The sequence below is a fragment of the Terrabacter sp. Ter38 genome (genome assembly GCF_024519435.1).
In the GTDB taxonomy this organism is placed as follows: domain Bacteria; phylum Actinomycetota; class Actinomycetes; order Actinomycetales; family Dermatophilaceae; genus Terrabacter.
In genome coordinates this window covers 22,857-40,193 of the sequence record NZ_JALJRZ010000007.1, presented here as the reverse complement: position 1 = coordinate 40,193, position 17,337 = coordinate 22,857, and the positions used below count along the sequence as shown (strand labels likewise).

The following is a 17,337-nucleotide window of genomic DNA, read 5'->3' as shown; positions in this document are numbered from 1 at the left end:
CGGCGGGATCACCGCTCCGCACGCCGATCGAGCAGCGCCGCCCGGAGGGCGGCCGACATGGCGCTGAGCGGTGCCTCGTGACCCGTCATGAGGCGTACCTGTTCGGTGGCCTGGTGCAGGAGCATGTCGGTGCCCTCGGCGACGCTCCAGCCCCGCTCGCGGGCTGCGCGCTGGAGGGGCGTCCGGCCGGAGCCGTAGACGACGTCGAGGACGACGGGGCGCTGGTCGCGGTGGGTCACGACCGGGAGGCCGTCGAGGTCGGGCACCGACGCGGGTGGGACGGTGCTGACGACGGCGTCCACCTCGGCTGCCGCGGCCCACTCCCCCAGGCCGACGGTCTCGACGACCAGTCCGGCGGCCTCGGCCTGTCCGAACGTCTCGGGACGGACCCGGTCGCGGACCATGAGGACGACGCGGCCGCCGGGTGCCAGCGTCGCGATCGCCGAGCGGGCGGTCGCCCCCGACCCGACGACGAGCAGGCTCGTGGGGTCGGTGCACCCGGCGAGGCGCAGCGCCGTCGTGAGGCCGTGGACGTCGGTGTTGTGGGCCGTCCAGGCGGACGGGTCGTCCGTGCCGCGCACGAGGGTGTTGGCGGCACCGGTGGCCGCCGCGACCGGCGTCACCGTGGTCGCAGCGCCGAGCGCGACCTCCTTGAGCGGCATCGTCAGCGAGAGGCCGACCCAGGTCCCGTCGAGCCCCGCGAACGCGTCAGCGAAGCCGGACGCGTCGACCTCGCGCCGCTCGTAGGACCAGTCGTGCAGGGCAAGGGCCGCGTAGGCCGCCCGGTGGAGCGCGGGCGAGAGCGAGTGGCCGATCGGGCTGCCCCACACCGCACAGCGCCGGGCGACTCCGCGCCCCTCGCTCAGCACTTGCCCTTGTTGTCGGTGCACCATTTCTGGAACTGGGCCACGTTGCGCTGGTGCTCCTCGTACGTCGCGGCGAACTTCGTCTCGCCGGTGGCGAGGTTGACCGTCACGAAGTAGAGCCACGGGCCGGCCACCGGGCTGGCGGCCGCCTCGAGGGCGCTCTCGCCCGGGTTGGAGATCGGGCCGGGAGGCAGTCCGGTGAAGCGGCGGGTGTTGTACGGGTTGTTGCTGTCGAGCATCTCCTGCGTCGGCACGCCGCGCTTCTTGAAGATGTAGTTGACCGTCGAGTCGAAGCCGAGGGACATCTTGGCCGCGAGACGGTTCTCGACGACTCGGGCGACCTTGGCGCGGTCGGAGTCGAGCTTGGCCTCTCCCTCGACGAGGCTCGCGACCGTGACGACACGCTCCATGCGGTCGGGCGTGATGCCGAGGGCGTCCAGTCGCTTCGTCGACTCGGCAACCATCTGCTTGAGCTGGTCGAGCGCCGTGGCCGTCGGGCCGAACTCGTAGCTCGCCGGAAAGAGGTAACCCTCGAGGTTGCCCTTGGCCGACGGCGGCAGGCCGAGCTCGTCGACCTTCTTGGCCGCGGCGGTGTACTGCGCCACCGGGATGCCCGACGACGCGGAGAGCTTGGCGTAGATCTCCGTCGCCCAGAGCCCCTCGGGGATGGTGACGCGGGTGACGAGGCGGTTCTTCGGGTCGGCGAGGATCGCGAGGGCGTCGGACGCCTTCATCTGCTTCTTCATCTCGTAGACGCCCGGCTGGATGCCGGCGCTCCGGGGGTCTTTGTTGGCAGCCTCGATGAAGGCCTTGCTCGACTTGACGATGTCCTGCTCGGCGAGGGTCTTGGCGATCGCGCTGCCGCCCGCGCCCTGGTCGACGGTGACGCGGATCTGGCCCGTGCCCGGTCCCGGGTAGTCGTTGGACTCGAGGAAGCCCTCGACGACGGGCTTGAGCGCCTTGTAGGCGACGGCGACGCCACCACCGATGACGGCGAGGGCGAGGACGATGACGACGAGCCGTCGGAAGACGGACGGCTTGCCCTTCGCAGCTCCGGACGAGCCGCCCTCGCCGGCGCGACGGCTGCTGCGCTTGCGAGCTGCGAGCTCCTGCTCGCGCACCTCGCGCCGGCTCATCGGGGGCGCAGCGTGCGCCTCCTCGAGGTGCTCGACGGTCTCCTCGTGGTCGCCGAAGATGGATGTCTCGAGATGGTCCTTCATCGGCGACGTTCCTTCTTCCGTTTGCCCCCCGGCGTGACGGTCTCTCCGGGCGGCCTGCCCGACAGCGCTTCGGTGTCGAGGGCCGACTGCAGGATGAGCACCGCAGCGGCCTGGTCGACGACGGCCCGTTGTCCTCGGCCCGGGACGCCGCTCTCGCGTAGTCTGCGGTGCGCATCCACGGTGGTCAAGCGTTCATCGACCATCCGCACCCCCACCGTACCCAGACGGGCCGCGAGCCGACCGGCGTAGTCGCGCGCGATGCGGGCGGCCTCACCCTCGTCGCCCGACAGCAGCCGCGGCAGGCCGACGACGACCTCGATCGCCCCCAGCTCCTGCGTCAGGGCGACGATGGCCTCGACGTCGCTGTCGGCGGCGACGTCGCGCGGAAGGGTGCGCACCGGGTGGGCGAGCACGCCCGAGGCGTCCGACGCGGCGACGCCGACGCGGGCGTTGCCCACGTCGACGCCGACGCGAGCACCGGAACGGGCGCGGGGATCGGGCAAGTCAGGCACCTCGGTTGCGGAGCTGGTCCTCGACGGTGCCCAGAGCCACCGAGACACGTGTCGCATCGGTGCCCCCACCCTGGGCGAGGTCGTCCTTGCCGCCACCGCCCCCGCCGAGCGCCTGGGCGGCGAGCTTGACGAAGGCACCGGCCTTGAGGCCGATCTCGCGGGCACGCTCGTTCGTCGCGACGATGACGACCGGGCGACCGGAGGCCACCGAGGCCATCGACACGAGCACCGGCCGGTCGTTGCCGAGGCGGCCGCGCACGTCGGTGACGAGCTTGCGCAGGTCGTCGCCGGTGACCCCGTCACCCGCGTCGTGGCTGACGAACGTCACGCCGGCGATGTCGCGAGCCGACTGGACGAGACCGGACGCGGCCCCGAGCACCTGGCTCTGGCGCACGGCGGCGATCTCCTTCTCGGCATCGCGCAGCCGTCCGAGGATGGTCGCGATGCGGTCGGGCAGCTCGTCCCGGCGGACCCCGAGCGTGTCGGTGAGCTGGCTGACGATGGTGGCCTCTCGGGCGAGGTGGGAGTACGCGTCTGCGCCCACGAGCGCCTCGACGCGTCGCACGCCGGAGCCGATCGAGCTCTCCCCCAGCAGCTTGACGACACCGATCTGGCCGACGCGAGGCGTGTGCGTGCCGACACACAGCTCACGCGACCACTCACCGATCGAGACGACACGGACCCGCTCGCCGTACTTCTCGCCGAAGAGCGCCATGGCGCCGAGCTTCTTCGCCGCGTCGATGTTCATGACGTCCGCCGTCACGGCCAGGTCGTCGAGGAGCACGGCGTTGATCCGCGCCTCGATCTCTCCCATCGCCGCGGCCGGGACGGCCTGGAGCGACTTGAAGTCGAAGCGCAGGCGGCCCGGGGAGTTCTCGGACCCGGCCTGCGTCGCCGTGTCACCGAGCTCGTCGCGCAGGGCCTGGTGCACCATGTGGGTCGCCGTGTGGGCGCGCGAGATCGACCGGCGGCGGACGACGTCCACCTCGGCCTCGGCGTCCTCGCCCAGACCGGCCTCACCCTCGAGCACCGTCGCGCGGTGCACGACGAGGCCGGTGATGGGTCGCTGGACGTCGGTGACCTCGATGAGGGCACCGTTCGCGAGGCGGATGCGCCCGTGGTCGGCCTGCTGACCACCGGACTCCGCGTAGAGCGGCGTCCGGTCGAGCACGATCTCGATCTCGTCACCGGGACCGACGCGGTCGACGACGGCCCCGTCGCGGATCAGCCCTCGGATGCGGGTGTCGGTCAGCGTCTGGTCGTAGCCGGTGAACTCGACGTCGTGCCCGAGGGTGTCGGACAGCTGACGGTAGACGCTCGTGTCACCGTGCGCCGACCGCTTCGCCCGAGCGTCGGCCTTGGCCCGGTCGCGCTGCTCGCTCATGAGCCGGCGGAAGCCGGGCTCGTCGACCTGCAGCCCCTGCTCCGCGGCCATCTCGAGCGTCAGGTCGATCGGGAAGCCGTAGGTGTCGTGCAACGCGAACGCCTCGGCCCCGCCGAGGGTCGTCGCGCCGGACGACTTGGCCCGCGCCACCGCCGTGTCGAGGATCGTCGTACCCGAGCTCAGCGTGCGTCGGAAGGCGTCCTCCTCGGCGTACGCGACCGTGCTGATCCGGTGGAAGTCGGTCTCGAGCTCCGGGTAGGAGGCCTTCATCCGCTCCATGCTGACGGGCAGCAGCTGCTCGAGGGTGGGGGCCTCGACGCCGAGCAGGCGCATCGAGCGGACCGCACGGCGCAACAGGCGGCGCAGGACGTAGCCGCGGCCCTCGTTGCCGGGAGTCACGCCGTCGCCGATGAGCATGAGCGAGCTGCGCACGTGGTCGGCGACGACGCGGAAGCGCACGTCGTCCTCGTGGTCGGCGCCGTAGCGACGGCCTGTCAGGTCCTCCGCCGCCGCGATGACCGGGAAGACCTCGTCGGTCTCGTAGATGTTGTCGACGCCCTGGAGCAGGAAGGCGACACGCTCGAGCCCCATGCCGGTGTCGATGTTGCGCTTGGGCAGCTCGCCCGCGATGTCGAAGTCCTCCTTCGACCGGACGTTCTCGAGCTCGTACTGCATGAAGACGAGGTTCCAGAACTCGAGGTAACGGTCGCCCGCCTCCCAGTCACCGTCGGCGCCGAACTCGCGGCCGCGGTCGAGCAGGATCTCGGAGCAGGGGCCGCCGGGACCGGCGACGCCCATGTTCCAGTAGTTGTCCTTGCGCCCGAGTCGCACGATGCGGTCGTCGGACAGGCCGGCGATCTTCTTCCAGAGCGCGATCGCCTCGACGTCCTCGTGGTAGACGGACGCGTAGAGATCCCTCTCCTCGAACCCGAGGCCGCCCTCGGCCTGGCTACGGGTGATGAGCTCCCACGCGAGCTCGATGGCGCCTTCCTTGAAGTAGTCGCCGAAGCTGAAGTTGCCGTTCATCTGGAAGAAGGTGCCGTGCCGTGTGGTCTTGCCGACCTCCTCGATGTCGAGGGTCCGCACGCACTTCTGCACGCTCGTGGCGCGTGAGAACTGCGGGGTCTCCTGACCGAGAAAGTAGGGCTTGAAGGGGACCATCCCGGCGTTGACGAACAGCAGGTTCGGGTCCTCGTGCACGAGCGGGGCGCTCGGCACGACGGTGTGGCCGCGGCTGCCGAAGTACGAGAGCCAACGACGCCTGATCTCAGCGGTTTCCATGATGAGTCCTTGGGGTCGACGGGTGTGGTCTGCGGGATCCCTTCCGCGCGTGCGGGCGGGCGGGGCGGGGTCAGCGAGGCGCCCTCACTCGGGCGCGGCTGACCCCCGGGGAGCTCGCCTCGCCGGCTGCAGGCCACCCCTGCGGGGCTGCCTGGGTCCCTCGTGGGCCACGGTCATCGTCCTTCGGTCGTCGGCGCACGCTCACGCCGAGGTGGTTCAACCCTAACGGACCGCGTGAGGGTCGTCCCACCACCTTTGCCCGGTATGCCGCTGGGCCGGCTCCCCGTGCGGGAGCCGGCCCAGCCGCATACGTCGCGCCATCGGCGCCCAGCCTGTGGATCAGGCCGAGTGCTCGACCTCGGCGACGAGGTCGGTCTTGACCTCCGGGAAATGGCACGCCTGCAGATGGACGCCGCCCTCGCGGAAGGTGCGCGTCGACTCCTCCGACGTCGCCGAGACGAGCGGCGGCTCCTGCTGGGCGCAGATGTCCTGCGCCTTCCAGCACCGGGTCCGGAAACGGCAGCCGCTCGGCGGGTCGATCGGGCTCGGCACGTCGCCGACGAGGCGGATGCGCTCCTTGGGGGCGATGCCGCGCGCGACGTTGATGTCGGGCGCCGCCGAGAGCAGGGCCTGGGTGTACGGGTGCTCCGGGGCCTCGTAGATCTTCTTCTTGTCGCCGTACTCGACGATCTTGCCGAGGTACATGACCGCGACCTGGTCGCAGAAGTGGCGCACGACGCCGAGGTCGTGGGCGACGAAGATGAACGCGAGGTCGAGCTCGTTGCGCAGCTTGGCCAGCAGGTTCATCACCTGAGCCTGGATCGACACGTCGAGGGCCGACACCGGCTCGTCGGCGATGATCAGCTTCGGCTCGACCGCGAGGGCGCGGGCGATGCCGATGCGCTGGCGCTGGCCGCCCGAGAACTCCGACGGGTAGCGGTTGATGTGCTCCGGGTTGAGGCCGACGAGCGCGAGCAGCTCCTGCACGCGGGCCTTCTCCTTGCCCTTGTGCAGGCCGTGCACGCGCAGCGGCGTGGTGAGGATCGCCCCGACCGTCTGCCTCGGGTTGAGGGAGGAGTACGGATCCTGGAAGATCATCTGGACGTTGCGACGGATCTCGCGCAGCTCGTGCTCCTTGAGGTGCGTGATGTCGCGCCCCTCGAACTCGACGGTGCCGCCGGTGGGCTCGTCGAGCCGCGTCACGAGTCGGGACGTCGTCGACTTGCCGCAGCCGGACTCGCCCACGAGGCCGAGGGTCTGGCCCTCCTTGACGGTGAAGCTGATGCCGTCGACGGCCTTGACCGTCGCCTTGACCATCTTCAGGCCCTGGACCTCGCGGAACGGGAAGTGGCGCTGAAGGTCGGTGACCTTGAGCAGCGTCTTGTCGCTCATCGAACTCCCTCGTCGTGCTGCAGCGTGGCCACGGGGTCGGTCAGGTGACAGCGGATCTCACGGTTGGACAGGCCCGGCGTCGGCCGCCACTCGGGCAGCACGGTCCAGCAGGCGTCTCCCTCGACCTGCGTCTTGAACTCGCAGCGCGGGTGGAACGAGCAGCCCGACGGGAGGTTGAGCAGGCTGGGCGGCGTGCCCTTGATCGCCTTGAGCTCCTCGAGGTCCTCGGAGTGCGAGGGCAGCGACTGGAGCAGCCCGTAGGTGTAGGGGTGCGACGGCTGGGCCAGCACCTCCTTGGCACTGCCCTTCTCGACACCGCGACCGGCATACATCACGAGGATGTCGTCGGCCGTCTCCGCCACGACCGCGAGGTCGTGCGTGATGAGGATGACCGCCGAGCCGAACTCCTTCTGGAGGTCGTTGACGAGGTCGAGGATCTGCGCCTGCACCGTGACGTCGAGTGCCGTCGTCGGCTCGTCGGCGATGAGCAGCTTCGGGTTGTTGACGAGACCGAGCGCGATCATCGCGCGCTGACGCATGCCGCCCGAGAACTCGTGCGGGTAGGAGTTGGCGCGGCGCTGCGGGTTCGGGATGCCGACGAGGTCGAGCATCTCGACGGCACGCTTCATCGCGACCTGCTTGCTCACCTTGTTGTGCGCCCGGTAGGCCTCGGCGATCTGCCCGCCCACCTTGTGGAACGGGTGGAGCGAGCTCTGCGGTCCTGGAAGACCATCGCGGCCTTGGTGCTGCGGATCTTCTGGAAGGTCGAGCTCGGTGCACCGACGAGCTCGATGCCGTCGAGCTTGATGCTGCCGGTGATCTGGGTTCGCTTGGGGTTGTGCAGGCCGAGCACCGCCATGCTGCTGACCGACTTGCCGGAGCCGGACTCGCCGACGATGGCGAGAGTGCGGCCGAGGCGGGCCTGGTAGGTCAGGTTGGAGACGGCCTTGACCACGCCTTCCTCGGTGGGGAAGGCCACCGAGAGGTCGTTGACGTCGAGGACGACGTCGCCGGCGTCACGGGCTTCGGCGGTCTGGGTCGAGATGGTGTTGACGGTCGCGGTCACGAAAGCCTCACTCGCGGGTCGATGAAGGAGTACGCGATGTCGACGACGAGGTTCATGACCACGACGACGACGGCTCCGATGAGCACGGTGCCCATGATGACCGGGAGGTCGAAGGACCGGAGGGCCGCGAGGCCACGACGGCCGATGCCGTCGACGCCGAAGATCTGCTCGGTGATGAGCGTGCCGGTCAGCAGGGCGGCGATGTCGAGACCCAGGATCGTGGCGATCGGGCTCATCGCGGCACGGAAACCGTGCTTGAACAGGACCGTGCGCTCACTGATGCCCTTGGAGCGCGCCGTGCGGATGTAGTCCATCGAGAGCGTCTCGATCATCGAGTTGCGGGTGTATCGCACGTAGGAGGCCGACGTGACGAGCCCGAGGATCAACGCCGGTGCGAGCATGCCCATGAAGTACGGGCCGACACCGGCGGATATCGCGGAGTACTGCGGCAGGACGTTCCACAGGATGACGGGGTAGAGCGCGACGAGGAGCGCGAGGACGTAGTACGGGATGGAGCCCAGCACCTGCGAGGCGCCGACGAGCCCGCGGTCGGACGCGGAGCCGCGGCGGACCGCCGCAAGGATGCCGAACGTCACACCGACGGTCACGAACACGACGGCGGCCATCAGGGCCAGCACGACCGTGTTCGGGAAGCGGGTGAAGAGCTCCTCGTTGACGGAACGACGCGTCACGAAGGAGAAGCCGAGGCAGGGAGCGCCGCAGTGGACGGTGTCACCGGCGTACACGAAGTCGCGGCCGACGAAGAGTCCCTTGAAGTAGGTGAGGAACTGCTCGATGAGGGGCTTGTCCAGCCCGATGCTCTTGGTGATGGCCTCGAGCCGTGCGGGGTTGCACTTGGTCTCGGGGCACATGGCCTGGGCCGGGTCGGACGGGCCCGCGAAGAACAGCAGGAACGCCGAGACCAGGGTGGCCATGATGACGCTCAGGGCGAGAGCCGACCGCCTGAGGATGTACGTGAGCACGTTTTGCCTTCCAAACGAGGTGGGCGCCGGTGGTGGGGGCCCGGGAAAACCCGGACCCCCACCACGGCTGTCAGTTCAGATCTTGCTCCCCCGGAGGGGCGCTGTCACTGACGACTTACTGGTCGAGCCACACGTCGGTGAGGTCCGGCATACCCTTGTTCGGGTTGTTGTGGACGTTCTTGACCTTCATGCCGAAGACCGAGTTGCCCTTGTCGTTGTTGTCCGGGATGGCCAGCAGGTAGTTCTCCGTCAGCCACTTGTCCATCTTGCCCCACTCCGGGCCCTGCTCCGTGATGGAGAGGTTCTGGATGCGCTTGATCTCGGCGTCGATCTTGGCGTCGGAGAAGTTACCGAAGGTCGTACCACCCTGCGAGAGGGCGATCGTGCCGATGGTGGGCGGGATGATCGAGTCGGCGGACGGCCAGTCGAAGCACCATCCACGCGGCGACTGGAGCATGTTGTACTTGCCCTTGGGGTCGCCGACGATCTTGCGACGCTCGGCTCCGGGAACACCGATGTCCTGAACCTTGAAGCCGGCGGCCTCGAGCTTCTGCTTGCGGACCTGGTTGACCTTCTGCGCGATGTCGTCGTCGTTCGTGTAGTAGTAGATGAGCTCGAACGGCTTGTCGGGGCCGTAACCGGCCTTGGCGAGCATGTCCTTGGCCATGGTCGGGTTGCCGTCGCCCTGACCGTTCATCTTGACGCCCGGGGCAGCCTCGGCCTCGTAGTCGAGGTGACCGGGGATCTGCGGCGGGATGATCGTGCTGGCGGGCGAGAAGGAGTGCGTCGTCTCGCCGCCGGCCTTGTGGATCGAGTCGAAGGGCCACGCCACGGCGATCGCCTTGCGGATCTCGATCGGGATCTTGCGGGCGTCCAGGTTGACCATGAGCACGCAGGAGGACGGGCCCTCCTCGAACTGGGCCTTCTTGTCGCCCTCGATCTGCGGGATGAGGGACGAGTCGATGGCGTCCCAGTTGAGGCTCGTCGCGTCGTCGCCGTTGGAGGCGAGGATGGCCGTCTGCGTCTTGATGACGTCGACGCCCCACTTGAAGTGGAAGCCGTCCGGGTAGTTGTGACGTGCCGGGTCGGTGGCGGGGTCCCAGTTGGGGTTGCGCTTGAGGACCAGCTCGGTGCCCGGGGTGTACTTGTCGAACATGTACGGGCCGGTGGCGAGCGGGTGCAGCTGGTAGTCGGCCTTCTTGTCCTTCGCCTCGGGGATCGGCGTGAACTGGTTGAAGGAGACGAAGTAGGGCAGCGTCTCGAAGCGCTTCTCGAGGTGGAAGACGACGGTCTTGTCGTCGGGGGCCTCGACACCCTTCCAGTTCTTGTCACCCTTGTAGGGGCCCTGGTAGTCGGCGCCACCCTTGAAGAACTCGCGCTGGTACGTCGGGCCGTTGGCCGCGAGGTCGGGGTCGAACGAGCGCTTCGCAGCGAAGACGATGTCGGCGGCCTTGACCGGCGTGCCGTCTTCGTACTTGATGCCGTCCTTGAGCGTGAACGTCCACGTGAGGCCGTCCTCGGACGCCTTGCCGAGGTCGGTGGCGAGGTCCGGAACGAGGACCTGCTTGCCGTCACGGCTGACGTAGGTCGTCAGGGCGCGGTGCGTCAGCGAGAAGATGACGGCCGTGTCCTGGTAGAACTGGTCGCTCGGGTCCATGTTGGCGGGCGTCGAGGAGTAGGGCACCGTGAGGATGCCACCCTTCTTCGCGCCGGGGATCTCGGGGGCGGGGCCCTTGGCGTTGGGGTCGAGGGCGGCACCTGCGGTGTCGACCTTGCCGCCCGTGCCGTTGGTGCCACCGGCACCGCCGTTGTTGGCGGCAGGCGCGCCGCAGGCCGCGACGAAGCCGAGGGAAGCCGCGGCTCCCACGGTCAGGACTTTGGTCCAGCGCATTGTTGTTTGCTCCCTTTTGTGCTTGTCCCGGCGCTTTGCCGAGAACATCTGGTGACCGTGACCCGGTGGGGTCAGCGGCGGCTGGTGGGGTCGAACGCGTCGCGGATCGAGTCGCCGAGCAGGCTCAGGGCGAGGACGAGGAGCGACAGGCCGATGACCGACGGCCAGAGCCACAGCGGGTAGGTGGCGAAGAGGTTCTGCGCGTCGGCGATGGTGCGACCCCACGACGCGGTGGGCTCGACGAGACCTGCGCCGAGGTAGCTCAGCGTCGCCTCGTAGGTGATGTAGGCCGGGACGGCGATCGAGGCCGAGACGATGATCGGCCCGACGAGGTTGGGCAGGATCTCGCGGAAGAGGATCGAGCGGGTCGGCACGCCGATGGCTCGGGCTGCCTGGACGAACTCGCGCTCGCGCAGGCTCTTGACCTCACCGCGCACGAGGCGCGCCAGGCCCATCCACCCGAAGACGACGAGGATGACGATGAGGACCCAGAAGCGGATCGCCGAGGTCTGCTCGGGCGTCAGGTCGTTGCCGGCCGCGATGCGCTTCTGCATGATCGGGATGATCGCCAGGACGAGCAGCAGGATCGGCAGCGACAGGAAGAAGTCGATGATCCAGGAGATGACCTTGTCCGTGGCGCCGCCGAGGTAGCCGCCGACGAGGCCGAGCGCGACGCCGACGATGGTCGAGGCGAAGGCCGCGACGAAGCCGATGATGAGCGACGGCCGCGCGCCGTAGGCCCAGCGGGCGAAGAGGTCGCGACCGAGTCGCGGCTCGACACCGAGCCAGTGGGCGGAGCTGGCCCCGACCGTCGGCAGACCGTTGAAGTCGACGAGCTCCGTGTGCACGGTGCTCGGGTCGGCCTTCGCGCCGGTGATGGGGTCGACCGCCTCGAGCGAGACGAGGAACGGCGCGAAGATCGCGACGAGCAGGAAGAACAGGATGATGGCGGAGCAGATGATCGCGACCTTGTCCCGCTTGAGCCGGGCCCAGGCCACCTGACCGGGAGAACGTCCGGTGCGGACCTCCTGGTGCTCAGGTGGGGTCGTCGAAGACGTCTCCTCGGATTCCTCGATCAGCGTTGCTGCTGAGGGCTCCGGCATTGCGTTCAACGCGTTGTCTCCATCCTTGTGGGATCACATCCGACCCGGGGATTCGTCACCCGGGCCGCCCCCGGGAGCACACCAGATGATCCGGATGCCACCCCCGCCGGGACGACGCGAGCCTGCCACACAGTCTCGCGCTGTCCAAGCATCGAGACGTGCATGGATGACAAATCGTTACCGAGTACCGCGTCCCGCGACACAATGTCCGTCCACGCGCGACAGGCCCGAAACAATCCCCGACCACGCACCCGCCGACACGTCTCTCCGGTCACTCTCCGCGCGTGCGCCCCAGACGTCCCGAGAGCCATTCCCAGCGCGCCCGGAGGCGCTCCTCGAACCCGCGGTCGGTGGGGCGGTAGTAGCTGACGGAGTCGTGGAGGTCGTCCGGGAGGTACTGCTGCGCGGCGACCCCGTCAGGCTCGTCGTGGGCATAGACGTAGCCCTTCCCGTGGCCGAGGCGCTCGGCCCCGGCGTACCCGCTCCCCCGCAGGTGCGCGGGTACGACGCCGCCGCGCCCCGCGCGTACGTCGGCGATCGCCTCGTTGATGCCGAGGTATGCCGCGTTGGACTTGGGTGCCATGGCGTTGTGGACGACCGCCTGGGCGAGGATGATCCGCGCCTCCGGCATGCCGATCTGGGCCACCGCGTGCATCGCGGCCACGGCCGTCTGGAGAGCGGTCGGGTCGCCCATGCCGACGTCCTCGCTGGCCGAGATGACGATGCGTCGGGCGATGAAGCGCGGGTCCTCCCCGGCCTCGAGCATCCGGGCGAGGTAGTGCAGGGCTGCGTCGACGTCGCTGCCGCGCATCGACTTGATGAGCGCGCTCGCCACGTCGTAGTGCTGGTCGCCGGCGCGGTCGTAGCGGACGGCCGCCTGGGCGACGGCCTGCTCGACGTGCGCGAGGGTGATCTCGACGGGCTCGTCGGACATCCGGCCGGGGGGCTGCGCGTCGAGCGCGACGCCGGCGGCGGCCTCGAGGGAGGTCAGCGCACGGCGCGCGTCGCCGCCGGCGATCCGGACGAGGTGGTCGGTGGCGTCGACGGCCATCGTGTGTGCGCCACCGAACCCCCGCTCGTCCGCGAGCGCGGCGGCGAGCAGCTCGGCGATCTCCCCGTCGGACAGGGACTCGAGGGTGACGAGCACCGAGCGCGACAGCAGGGGGGCGATGATGCTGAACGACGGGTTCTCGGTGGTGGCCGCCACGAGGATGACGGTGCGGTTCTCCACGCCGGGGAGCAGGGCGTCCTGCTGGGCCTTGGTGAAGCGGTGGATCTCGTCGAGGAAGAGCACGGTCTGGCGGCCGTAGAGGTCGCGCTCGCGCACGGCCGACTCCATGACCGACCGGACGTCCTTGACACCGGCCGTCACGGCCGAGAGCTCGACGAAGCGGCGCTCCGCCGCGGTCGCGACGAGGTGGGCGAGCGTCGTCTTGCCCGTCCCGGGCGGCCCCCAGAGGATCGCGGACAGCGGACCAGCGGCACCGCCGGAGCCCTCGATGAGCCGGCGGAGCGGGCTCCCCGGCCGCAGCACCTTCGTCTGGCCGCGCACCTCCTCGAGCGTGCGCGGCCGCATCCTCACGGCGAGCGGGGCGTGCCCGGCGGATGCCGGCTGCTCCGCGCGGTCGGCGGCAGAGGCGGCACCGAACAGGTCGTCTGAAGTCACTGTGGAAGGCTATCCACGTGCGGAACCCCTCTTCCGGGCCGACGGCCCCCGACGCGACCGACACGCGGGCCGCATCCGATGCGAAGGTCACGCGGATGGCGCGGCTCGGCAGGCTCATCGCGCGCCATCCCGGACGGTGGGTGATCGCCTGGGTCCTCATCACCATCGCCTGCTTCGCCGTGGCGGTCGGAGGCGTCACCGGCGAGTCGCTCTTCAACCGGCTCCACTCCGGTGCTCCCACCGTCGACTCGGAGTCGACCGAGGCACGTCAGATCATCGAGCAGGCGCAACCGGCGCTCGAGACCCTGACGATGCAGGTCACGGGAGCCGACCTCACCGACGCCACCGTCGTCGCCGACGGTGCCGCCGCGACGAAGGGCGTGACGCAGGTGCCGGGCGTCAGGCAGGTGCGTTCGCCCCTGCTCGCCCCGGGCGGGCTCACGGACCCGACCGTGGCACCGCTGCTGAAGGGCGGCACCCCGGCGGCCGGCGGCTTCGTCACCGTCGTGGACTTCGAGCCGGGTCTCGGCAAGAAGGCGCAGGACGAGGCCGAGGCGGCCGCCGAGAAGGCGCTCCTCGAGGTGCCGACGGCGATGAACGCCCAGGGCAGTGTGGGTAGTCCGAGCAAGATCATCACGGCCATCACGACCACCGTCGAGCGCGACCTCATCCGCGGGGAGGGCATCGCCCTGCCGTTGACCTTCATCGTCATGTTCTTCGTGTTCGCCGGATTCATCGCGGCCGGCATGCCGATCGTGGGGGCCTTCGTGTCGATCGGCGGCGCCCTCCTCTCGCTCTTCGCGTTCTCGCACGTCGTCGAGCTCGACGCCACCGTCGTCAACATCGTGACGCTCCTCGGCCTCGGCCTCTCCATCGACTACGGCCTGCTCACCGTGAGCCGCTTCCGTGAGGAGCTGGCGAGCCGCGAGCACCGGACCCCCTCGCCCGAGGAGGTGTCCCGCGCCGCCGAGCGCACGGTCGCGACGGCGGGACGCACCGTCCTGTTCTCCGCGCTCATCGTCGCCATCGCACTGTCGGGCCTGCTCCTCTTCGAGGCCTCGATCATGCGGGCCATCGGCGTGGCGGGCGTGAGTGTCGTGCTCGTGGCGATGATCGTCGCGATCACGCTCGTTCCGGCGCTCTGCGTCATCGGCGCCAGGCGCCTGGCCCGCACGTCGGCGGCGCCCACGTCGGACACCGGGGTCTTCTCCCGGCTGGCCGCGGGGGTGCAGCGACGGCCCGTCGCCGTCATCATCACCGTCGTCACGGTGCTGGTCGTGCTGGCGCTGCCGACTCTGTCGATGCGGCTCACCTCGTCCGGCACCCAGCTGCTGCCGGTCGACGCCCCCCAGCGGGTCTTCTTCGAGCAGCTCGCCCGCGACTACCCCGCTCTGTCGGCCCCGGAGGTCACGGTCGTCGCGCGCTCGTCCGACACGTCCGCCGTGACGAGCTGGGCCGACCAGTTCCGCGACGACCCCGGCGTCGAGTCGCTTGCGGTGACCCCTCTCGGAACGACCGACCACAAGGTCGACATCCGTGTCGCCGGGGAGCCGACCTCCGACGAGGCGCAGGAGCTCGTGGCGAGGATCCGCGCGACACCCGCGCCCTTCGAGACGCTGACCACGGGGCAGGCGGCCGCGCAGATCGACTTCCTCGACTCCATGGCCGCCCGCGCTCCGTATGCCGTGGGGCTCGTCGTGCTCGGCACGCTCGTCCTGCTCTTCCTCATGACGGGCTCGCTCGTCATCCCGGTCAAGGCGCTGCTGCTCAATGTCCTCTCCCTCGGCGCCGCGCTCGGGGTCGTCGTCTGGATCTTCCAGGAAGGGCACCTCGAGGGGCTGCTCAACTTCTCCTCGGTCGGGGCGGTGGAGTCGATCGTGCCCTTCCTCGTCCTCGCGTTCGGCTTCGGCCTGTCGATGGACTACGAGGTGTTCCTGCTCTCGCGCATCGTGGAGTTCCATCGTGAGGGTCACGAGAACGACCGCGCCGTGTCGCTCGGCCTGCAGCGCACCGGTCGCATCATCACCTCGGCCGCCCTGCTCATCTGCATCGTCTTCGCCGGCTTCGTCGCCGGTGACATCCTCATCATCAAGGAGATGGGTGTCGCCCTCGTGGCCGCCGTCCTCATCGACGCGACCCTCGTGCGGATGTTGCTCGTCCCTGCGACGATGACGGTGCTCGGCCGGTGGAACTGGTGGGCGCCTGCGCCGTTGCGTCGCCTCCACGAGCGCTTCGGGATCACGGAGTGAACGCCGTCGTCGCGGCGCACGGGCTCGACGGTCTGCTGGACGCGACCGGCGGCCATCCCTTCGTGCGGTGGGAGGTCACGGACGACCTCGCCGCGACGTGGTGGGGCGCGGCCGACGCCGTCGCCTTCCAGCGGACCCGCAAGGCCGTGCGACGCACCATCAACGTGCTCGGTGGAGACGACGGCGTGACAGCACTCCTCGACCACCTGCCGGAGATCGCGGCGACCGTCTCGCCCGACCGTCGCGCCTTCTCCGTCAGTGTGCCGCAGCACCTCGAGCCACACCTCCGGGAGCGCTACCGGGTCATGGACGGCGGCGACTGGGAGTGGTTCCACACGACTACCGCTCCCGCCGAGCACCCGTCGCACGAAAGGGTGGTCGTCATCGACGGCGTCGCGCGCGCCGACGAGGTGCGGGCCTTCCTCGAGGCCCACTCCCCCACGGCCGACACCGAGCCCGGCCACGGCGAGCGGTGGTTCGCCGTGGAGGACGTCGACGGTTCCCTCTGCGCGGTGGCCGCCTGGGGCGCCACCCGGGCCGGTGCGCCGCACCTGTCGTCCGTCGCCGTCGACACGCGCCTGCGGGGGCAGGGGCTCGGCCGCACGATCGTCGGCGCCGTGACCCGGCTGGCCGTCGCCGAGACGGGCGTCTGCACCCTCGGGATGTACTCCCACAACGTCGTCGCCCGAGGGCTCTACCTGTCGCTCGGCTACGACCGGCTGTGCGCCTGGTCGAGCCGCCCGGTCGTCATCGACCGCTGACCGGGCGGCGCACCGCGCTGCGGCGTCAGGCGAAGTCGGCCGCGGTGACGGTCCGGTCGGCCGGCTCCACGAGCACGACCCAGTTGCCCGAGTTGTCGCGGCAGACCGCCTCGGTGCCGTACGGACGGGCCGACGGGGGCTGGAGGAACTCGACGCCCTTGGCCGACAGGTCGGCATACGTCTGCTCGCAGTCGTCGACGGTGAGGCCCAGACCGTTGAGTCCGCCGGCGTCCTGTGCCCGCTTCATCGCGGTGACGAGCTCGTCCGGGAAGGGCGGGCCGGGGATGGCGAGGCTGACCTGCAGCTCCGGCTGGCTCGGGTGCACGACGGTGCACCAGCGGTAGCCGTCGCCGAGGGTGATGTCGTCCTTCTCCTCGAACCCGAGGACGTCGACGTAGAAGCGCTTGGACTCGTCGATGTCCTTCACGAAGACACTGACGATGGAGATGTTGGTGATCATGTGACCACGCTAGGACGGGTCCGCCACCTCGTGCTTCTCCTGGGTTGCGGACCCTGCGGGCGCGCTCTCCGCCAGGCCCCACATGAACAGGACGCAGCCCGGGATGTGCGGCGCTCCGGTCGCGGCGTACCTCGCCTGGTACTCGGTGGGGCTCTCCCCCACGACCGTGCGGAACCGGCTGCTGAACGAGCCGAGGCTCGAGAAGCCGACCGTGTGGCACACCTCGGTGACGGTGAGGTTCGTGGCGCGGAGCAGGTCCTGGGCGCGCTCGATGCGGCGGGCCGAGACGTACGCGGCCGGCGTCACGCCGTACGTCGCGCGGAAGAGCCGGAGGAAGTGGTACTTCGAGAGGCCGGCCGCCGCGGCGAGCCGGTCGAGGTCGAGGGGTACGGCGTACTCACGGTCGGCGAGGTCGCGGGCGCGACGGAGGTGGACGAGCACGTCGTCCGGTGCACGCGTGATCTGCTCCGCCACGTCCCCATCCTGCCGGAGCCGCCGCCGGT

The 17,337-nt window shown here is 69.8% G+C and carries 15 protein-coding genes; 2 read left to right on the top strand and 13 right to left on the bottom strand.

Features of this window, described 5'->3' with window-relative positions:
• Positions 1–8 precede the first annotated feature (8 nt).
• The 11 genes from NR112_RS14955 to NR112_RS14900 form a co-directional block, all read right to left on the bottom strand.
• Entirely contained in the window at positions 9–869 is an 861-nt protein-coding gene (locus tag NR112_RS14955; protein ID WP_256795108.1) for a shikimate dehydrogenase, read from the bottom strand.
• Entirely contained in the window at positions 863–2,086 is a 1,224-nt protein-coding gene (mltG, locus tag NR112_RS14950) for an endolytic transglycosylase MltG (protein ID WP_256795107.1), read from the bottom strand. The genes NR112_RS14955 and mltG overlap by 7 nt, the downstream gene beginning before the upstream one ends.
• Positions 2,083–2,589 (bottom strand): Holliday junction resolvase RuvX, encoded by a 507-nt coding sequence (ruvX, locus tag NR112_RS14945; RefSeq protein ID WP_256795106.1) that lies wholly within the window; start codon positions 2,587–2,589, stop codon positions 2,083–2,085. Before ruvX ends, mltG begins: the two co-directional genes overlap by 4 nt.
• Position 2,590: 1 nt before the next feature.
• On the bottom strand, positions 2,591–5,263 hold the full coding sequence (gene alaS / locus NR112_RS14940) for an alanine--tRNA ligase (protein WP_256795105.1): 2,673 nt from the start codon (positions 5,261–5,263) through the stop codon (positions 2,591–2,593).
• A 339-nt stretch (positions 5,264–5,602) separates the two neighbouring features.
• Positions 5,603–6,655 carry an ABC transporter ATP-binding protein gene (locus NR112_RS14935; RefSeq protein WP_256795104.1) on the bottom strand — a complete coding sequence of 351 codons (1,053 nt, stop codon included), beginning with the start codon at positions 6,653–6,655 and terminating at the stop codon, positions 5,603–5,605.
• Positions 6,652–7,344, bottom strand: a complete 693-nt coding sequence (locus NR112_RS22980; protein ID WP_256795103.1) for an ABC transporter ATP-binding protein — start codon at positions 7,342–7,344, stop codon at positions 6,652–6,654. Before NR112_RS22980 ends, NR112_RS14935 begins: the two co-directional genes overlap by 4 nt.
• A complete protein-coding gene (locus tag NR112_RS14925; protein ID WP_256795102.1) occupies positions 7,299–7,721 on the bottom strand; it encodes an ATP-binding cassette domain-containing protein in 423 nt (140 codons plus the stop codon). The genes NR112_RS22980 and NR112_RS14925 overlap by 46 nt, the downstream gene beginning before the upstream one ends.
• Entirely contained in the window at positions 7,718–8,704 is a 987-nt protein-coding gene (locus NR112_RS22975) for an ABC transporter permease (RefSeq protein ID WP_256795101.1), read from the bottom strand. Before NR112_RS22975 ends, NR112_RS14925 begins: the two co-directional genes overlap by 4 nt.
• Positions 8,705–8,819: 115 nt before the next feature.
• Complete coding sequence (locus tag NR112_RS14915; RefSeq protein ID WP_306217260.1) at positions 8,820–10,595, bottom strand: ABC transporter substrate-binding protein; 1,776 nt, start codon at positions 10,593–10,595, stop codon at positions 8,820–8,822.
• Positions 10,596–10,666: 71 nt separating this feature from the next.
• Positions 10,667–11,698 (bottom strand): ABC transporter permease, encoded by a 1,032-nt coding sequence (locus NR112_RS14905; protein ID WP_256795287.1) that lies wholly within the window; start codon positions 11,696–11,698, stop codon positions 10,667–10,669.
• A gap of 271 nt (positions 11,699–11,969) precedes the next feature.
• The gene (locus NR112_RS14900; protein WP_256795100.1) at positions 11,970–13,364 is read right to left on the bottom strand and encodes a replication-associated recombination protein A; all 1,395 of its coding nucleotides are present in this window, start codon (positions 13,362–13,364) and stop codon (positions 11,970–11,972) included.
• A gap of 17 nt (positions 13,365–13,381) precedes the next feature.
• Here NR112_RS14900 and NR112_RS14895 point away from each other — a divergent pair, with 17 nt between their 5' ends.
• Both NR112_RS14895 and NR112_RS22970 read left to right on the top strand, forming a co-directional pair.
• On the top strand, positions 13,382–15,613 hold the full coding sequence (locus NR112_RS14895; protein WP_308337145.1) for an MMPL family transporter: 2,232 nt from the start codon (positions 13,382–13,384) through the stop codon (positions 15,611–15,613).
• The gene (locus NR112_RS22970; protein WP_256795099.1) at positions 15,610–16,374 is read left to right on the top strand and encodes a GNAT family N-acetyltransferase; all 765 of its coding nucleotides are present in this window, start codon (positions 15,610–15,612) and stop codon (positions 16,372–16,374) included. The genes NR112_RS14895 and NR112_RS22970 overlap by 4 nt, the downstream gene beginning before the upstream one ends.
• Before the next feature lie 25 nt (positions 16,375–16,399).
• On the opposite strand, the gene NR112_RS14885 is transcribed toward NR112_RS22970, so the two are convergent.
• Both NR112_RS14885 and NR112_RS14880 read right to left on the bottom strand, forming a co-directional pair.
• Positions 16,400–16,834: a VOC family protein gene (locus NR112_RS14885; protein WP_256795098.1), complete on the bottom strand. Its 435-nt coding sequence runs from the start codon at positions 16,832–16,834 to the stop codon at positions 16,400–16,402.
• Between the two features lie 9 nt (positions 16,835–16,843).
• Complete coding sequence (locus tag NR112_RS14880) at positions 16,844–17,308, bottom strand: AraC family transcriptional regulator (RefSeq protein WP_256795097.1); 465 nt, start codon at positions 17,306–17,308, stop codon at positions 16,844–16,846.
• Between the last annotated feature and the right edge of the window lie 29 nt (positions 17,309–17,337).

Bases quoted from the DNA above. Each gene is read 5' to 3' on its own strand.
- mltG (WP_256795107.1), bottom strand. From the start codon at position 2,086: ATGAAGGACCATCTCGAGACATCCATCTTCGGCGACCACGAGGAGACC.
- NR112_RS14905 (WP_256795287.1), bottom strand. From the start codon at position 11,698: ATGCCGGAGCCCTCAGCAGCAACGCTGATCGAGGAATCCGAGGAGACG.
- NR112_RS14915 (WP_306217260.1), bottom strand. From the start codon at position 10,595: ATGCGCTGGACCAAAGTCCTGACCGTGGGAGCCGCGGCTTCCCTCGGC.
- NR112_RS14935 (WP_256795104.1), bottom strand. From the start codon at position 6,655: ATGAGCGACAAGACGCTGCTCAAGGTCACCGACCTTCAGCGCCACTTC.
- NR112_RS14885 (WP_256795098.1), bottom strand. From the start codon at position 16,834: ATGATCACCAACATCTCCATCGTCAGTGTCTTCGTGAAGGACATCGAC.
- alaS (WP_256795105.1), bottom strand. From the start codon at position 5,263: ATGGAAACCGCTGAGATCAGGCGTCGTTGGCTCTCGTACTTCGGCAGC.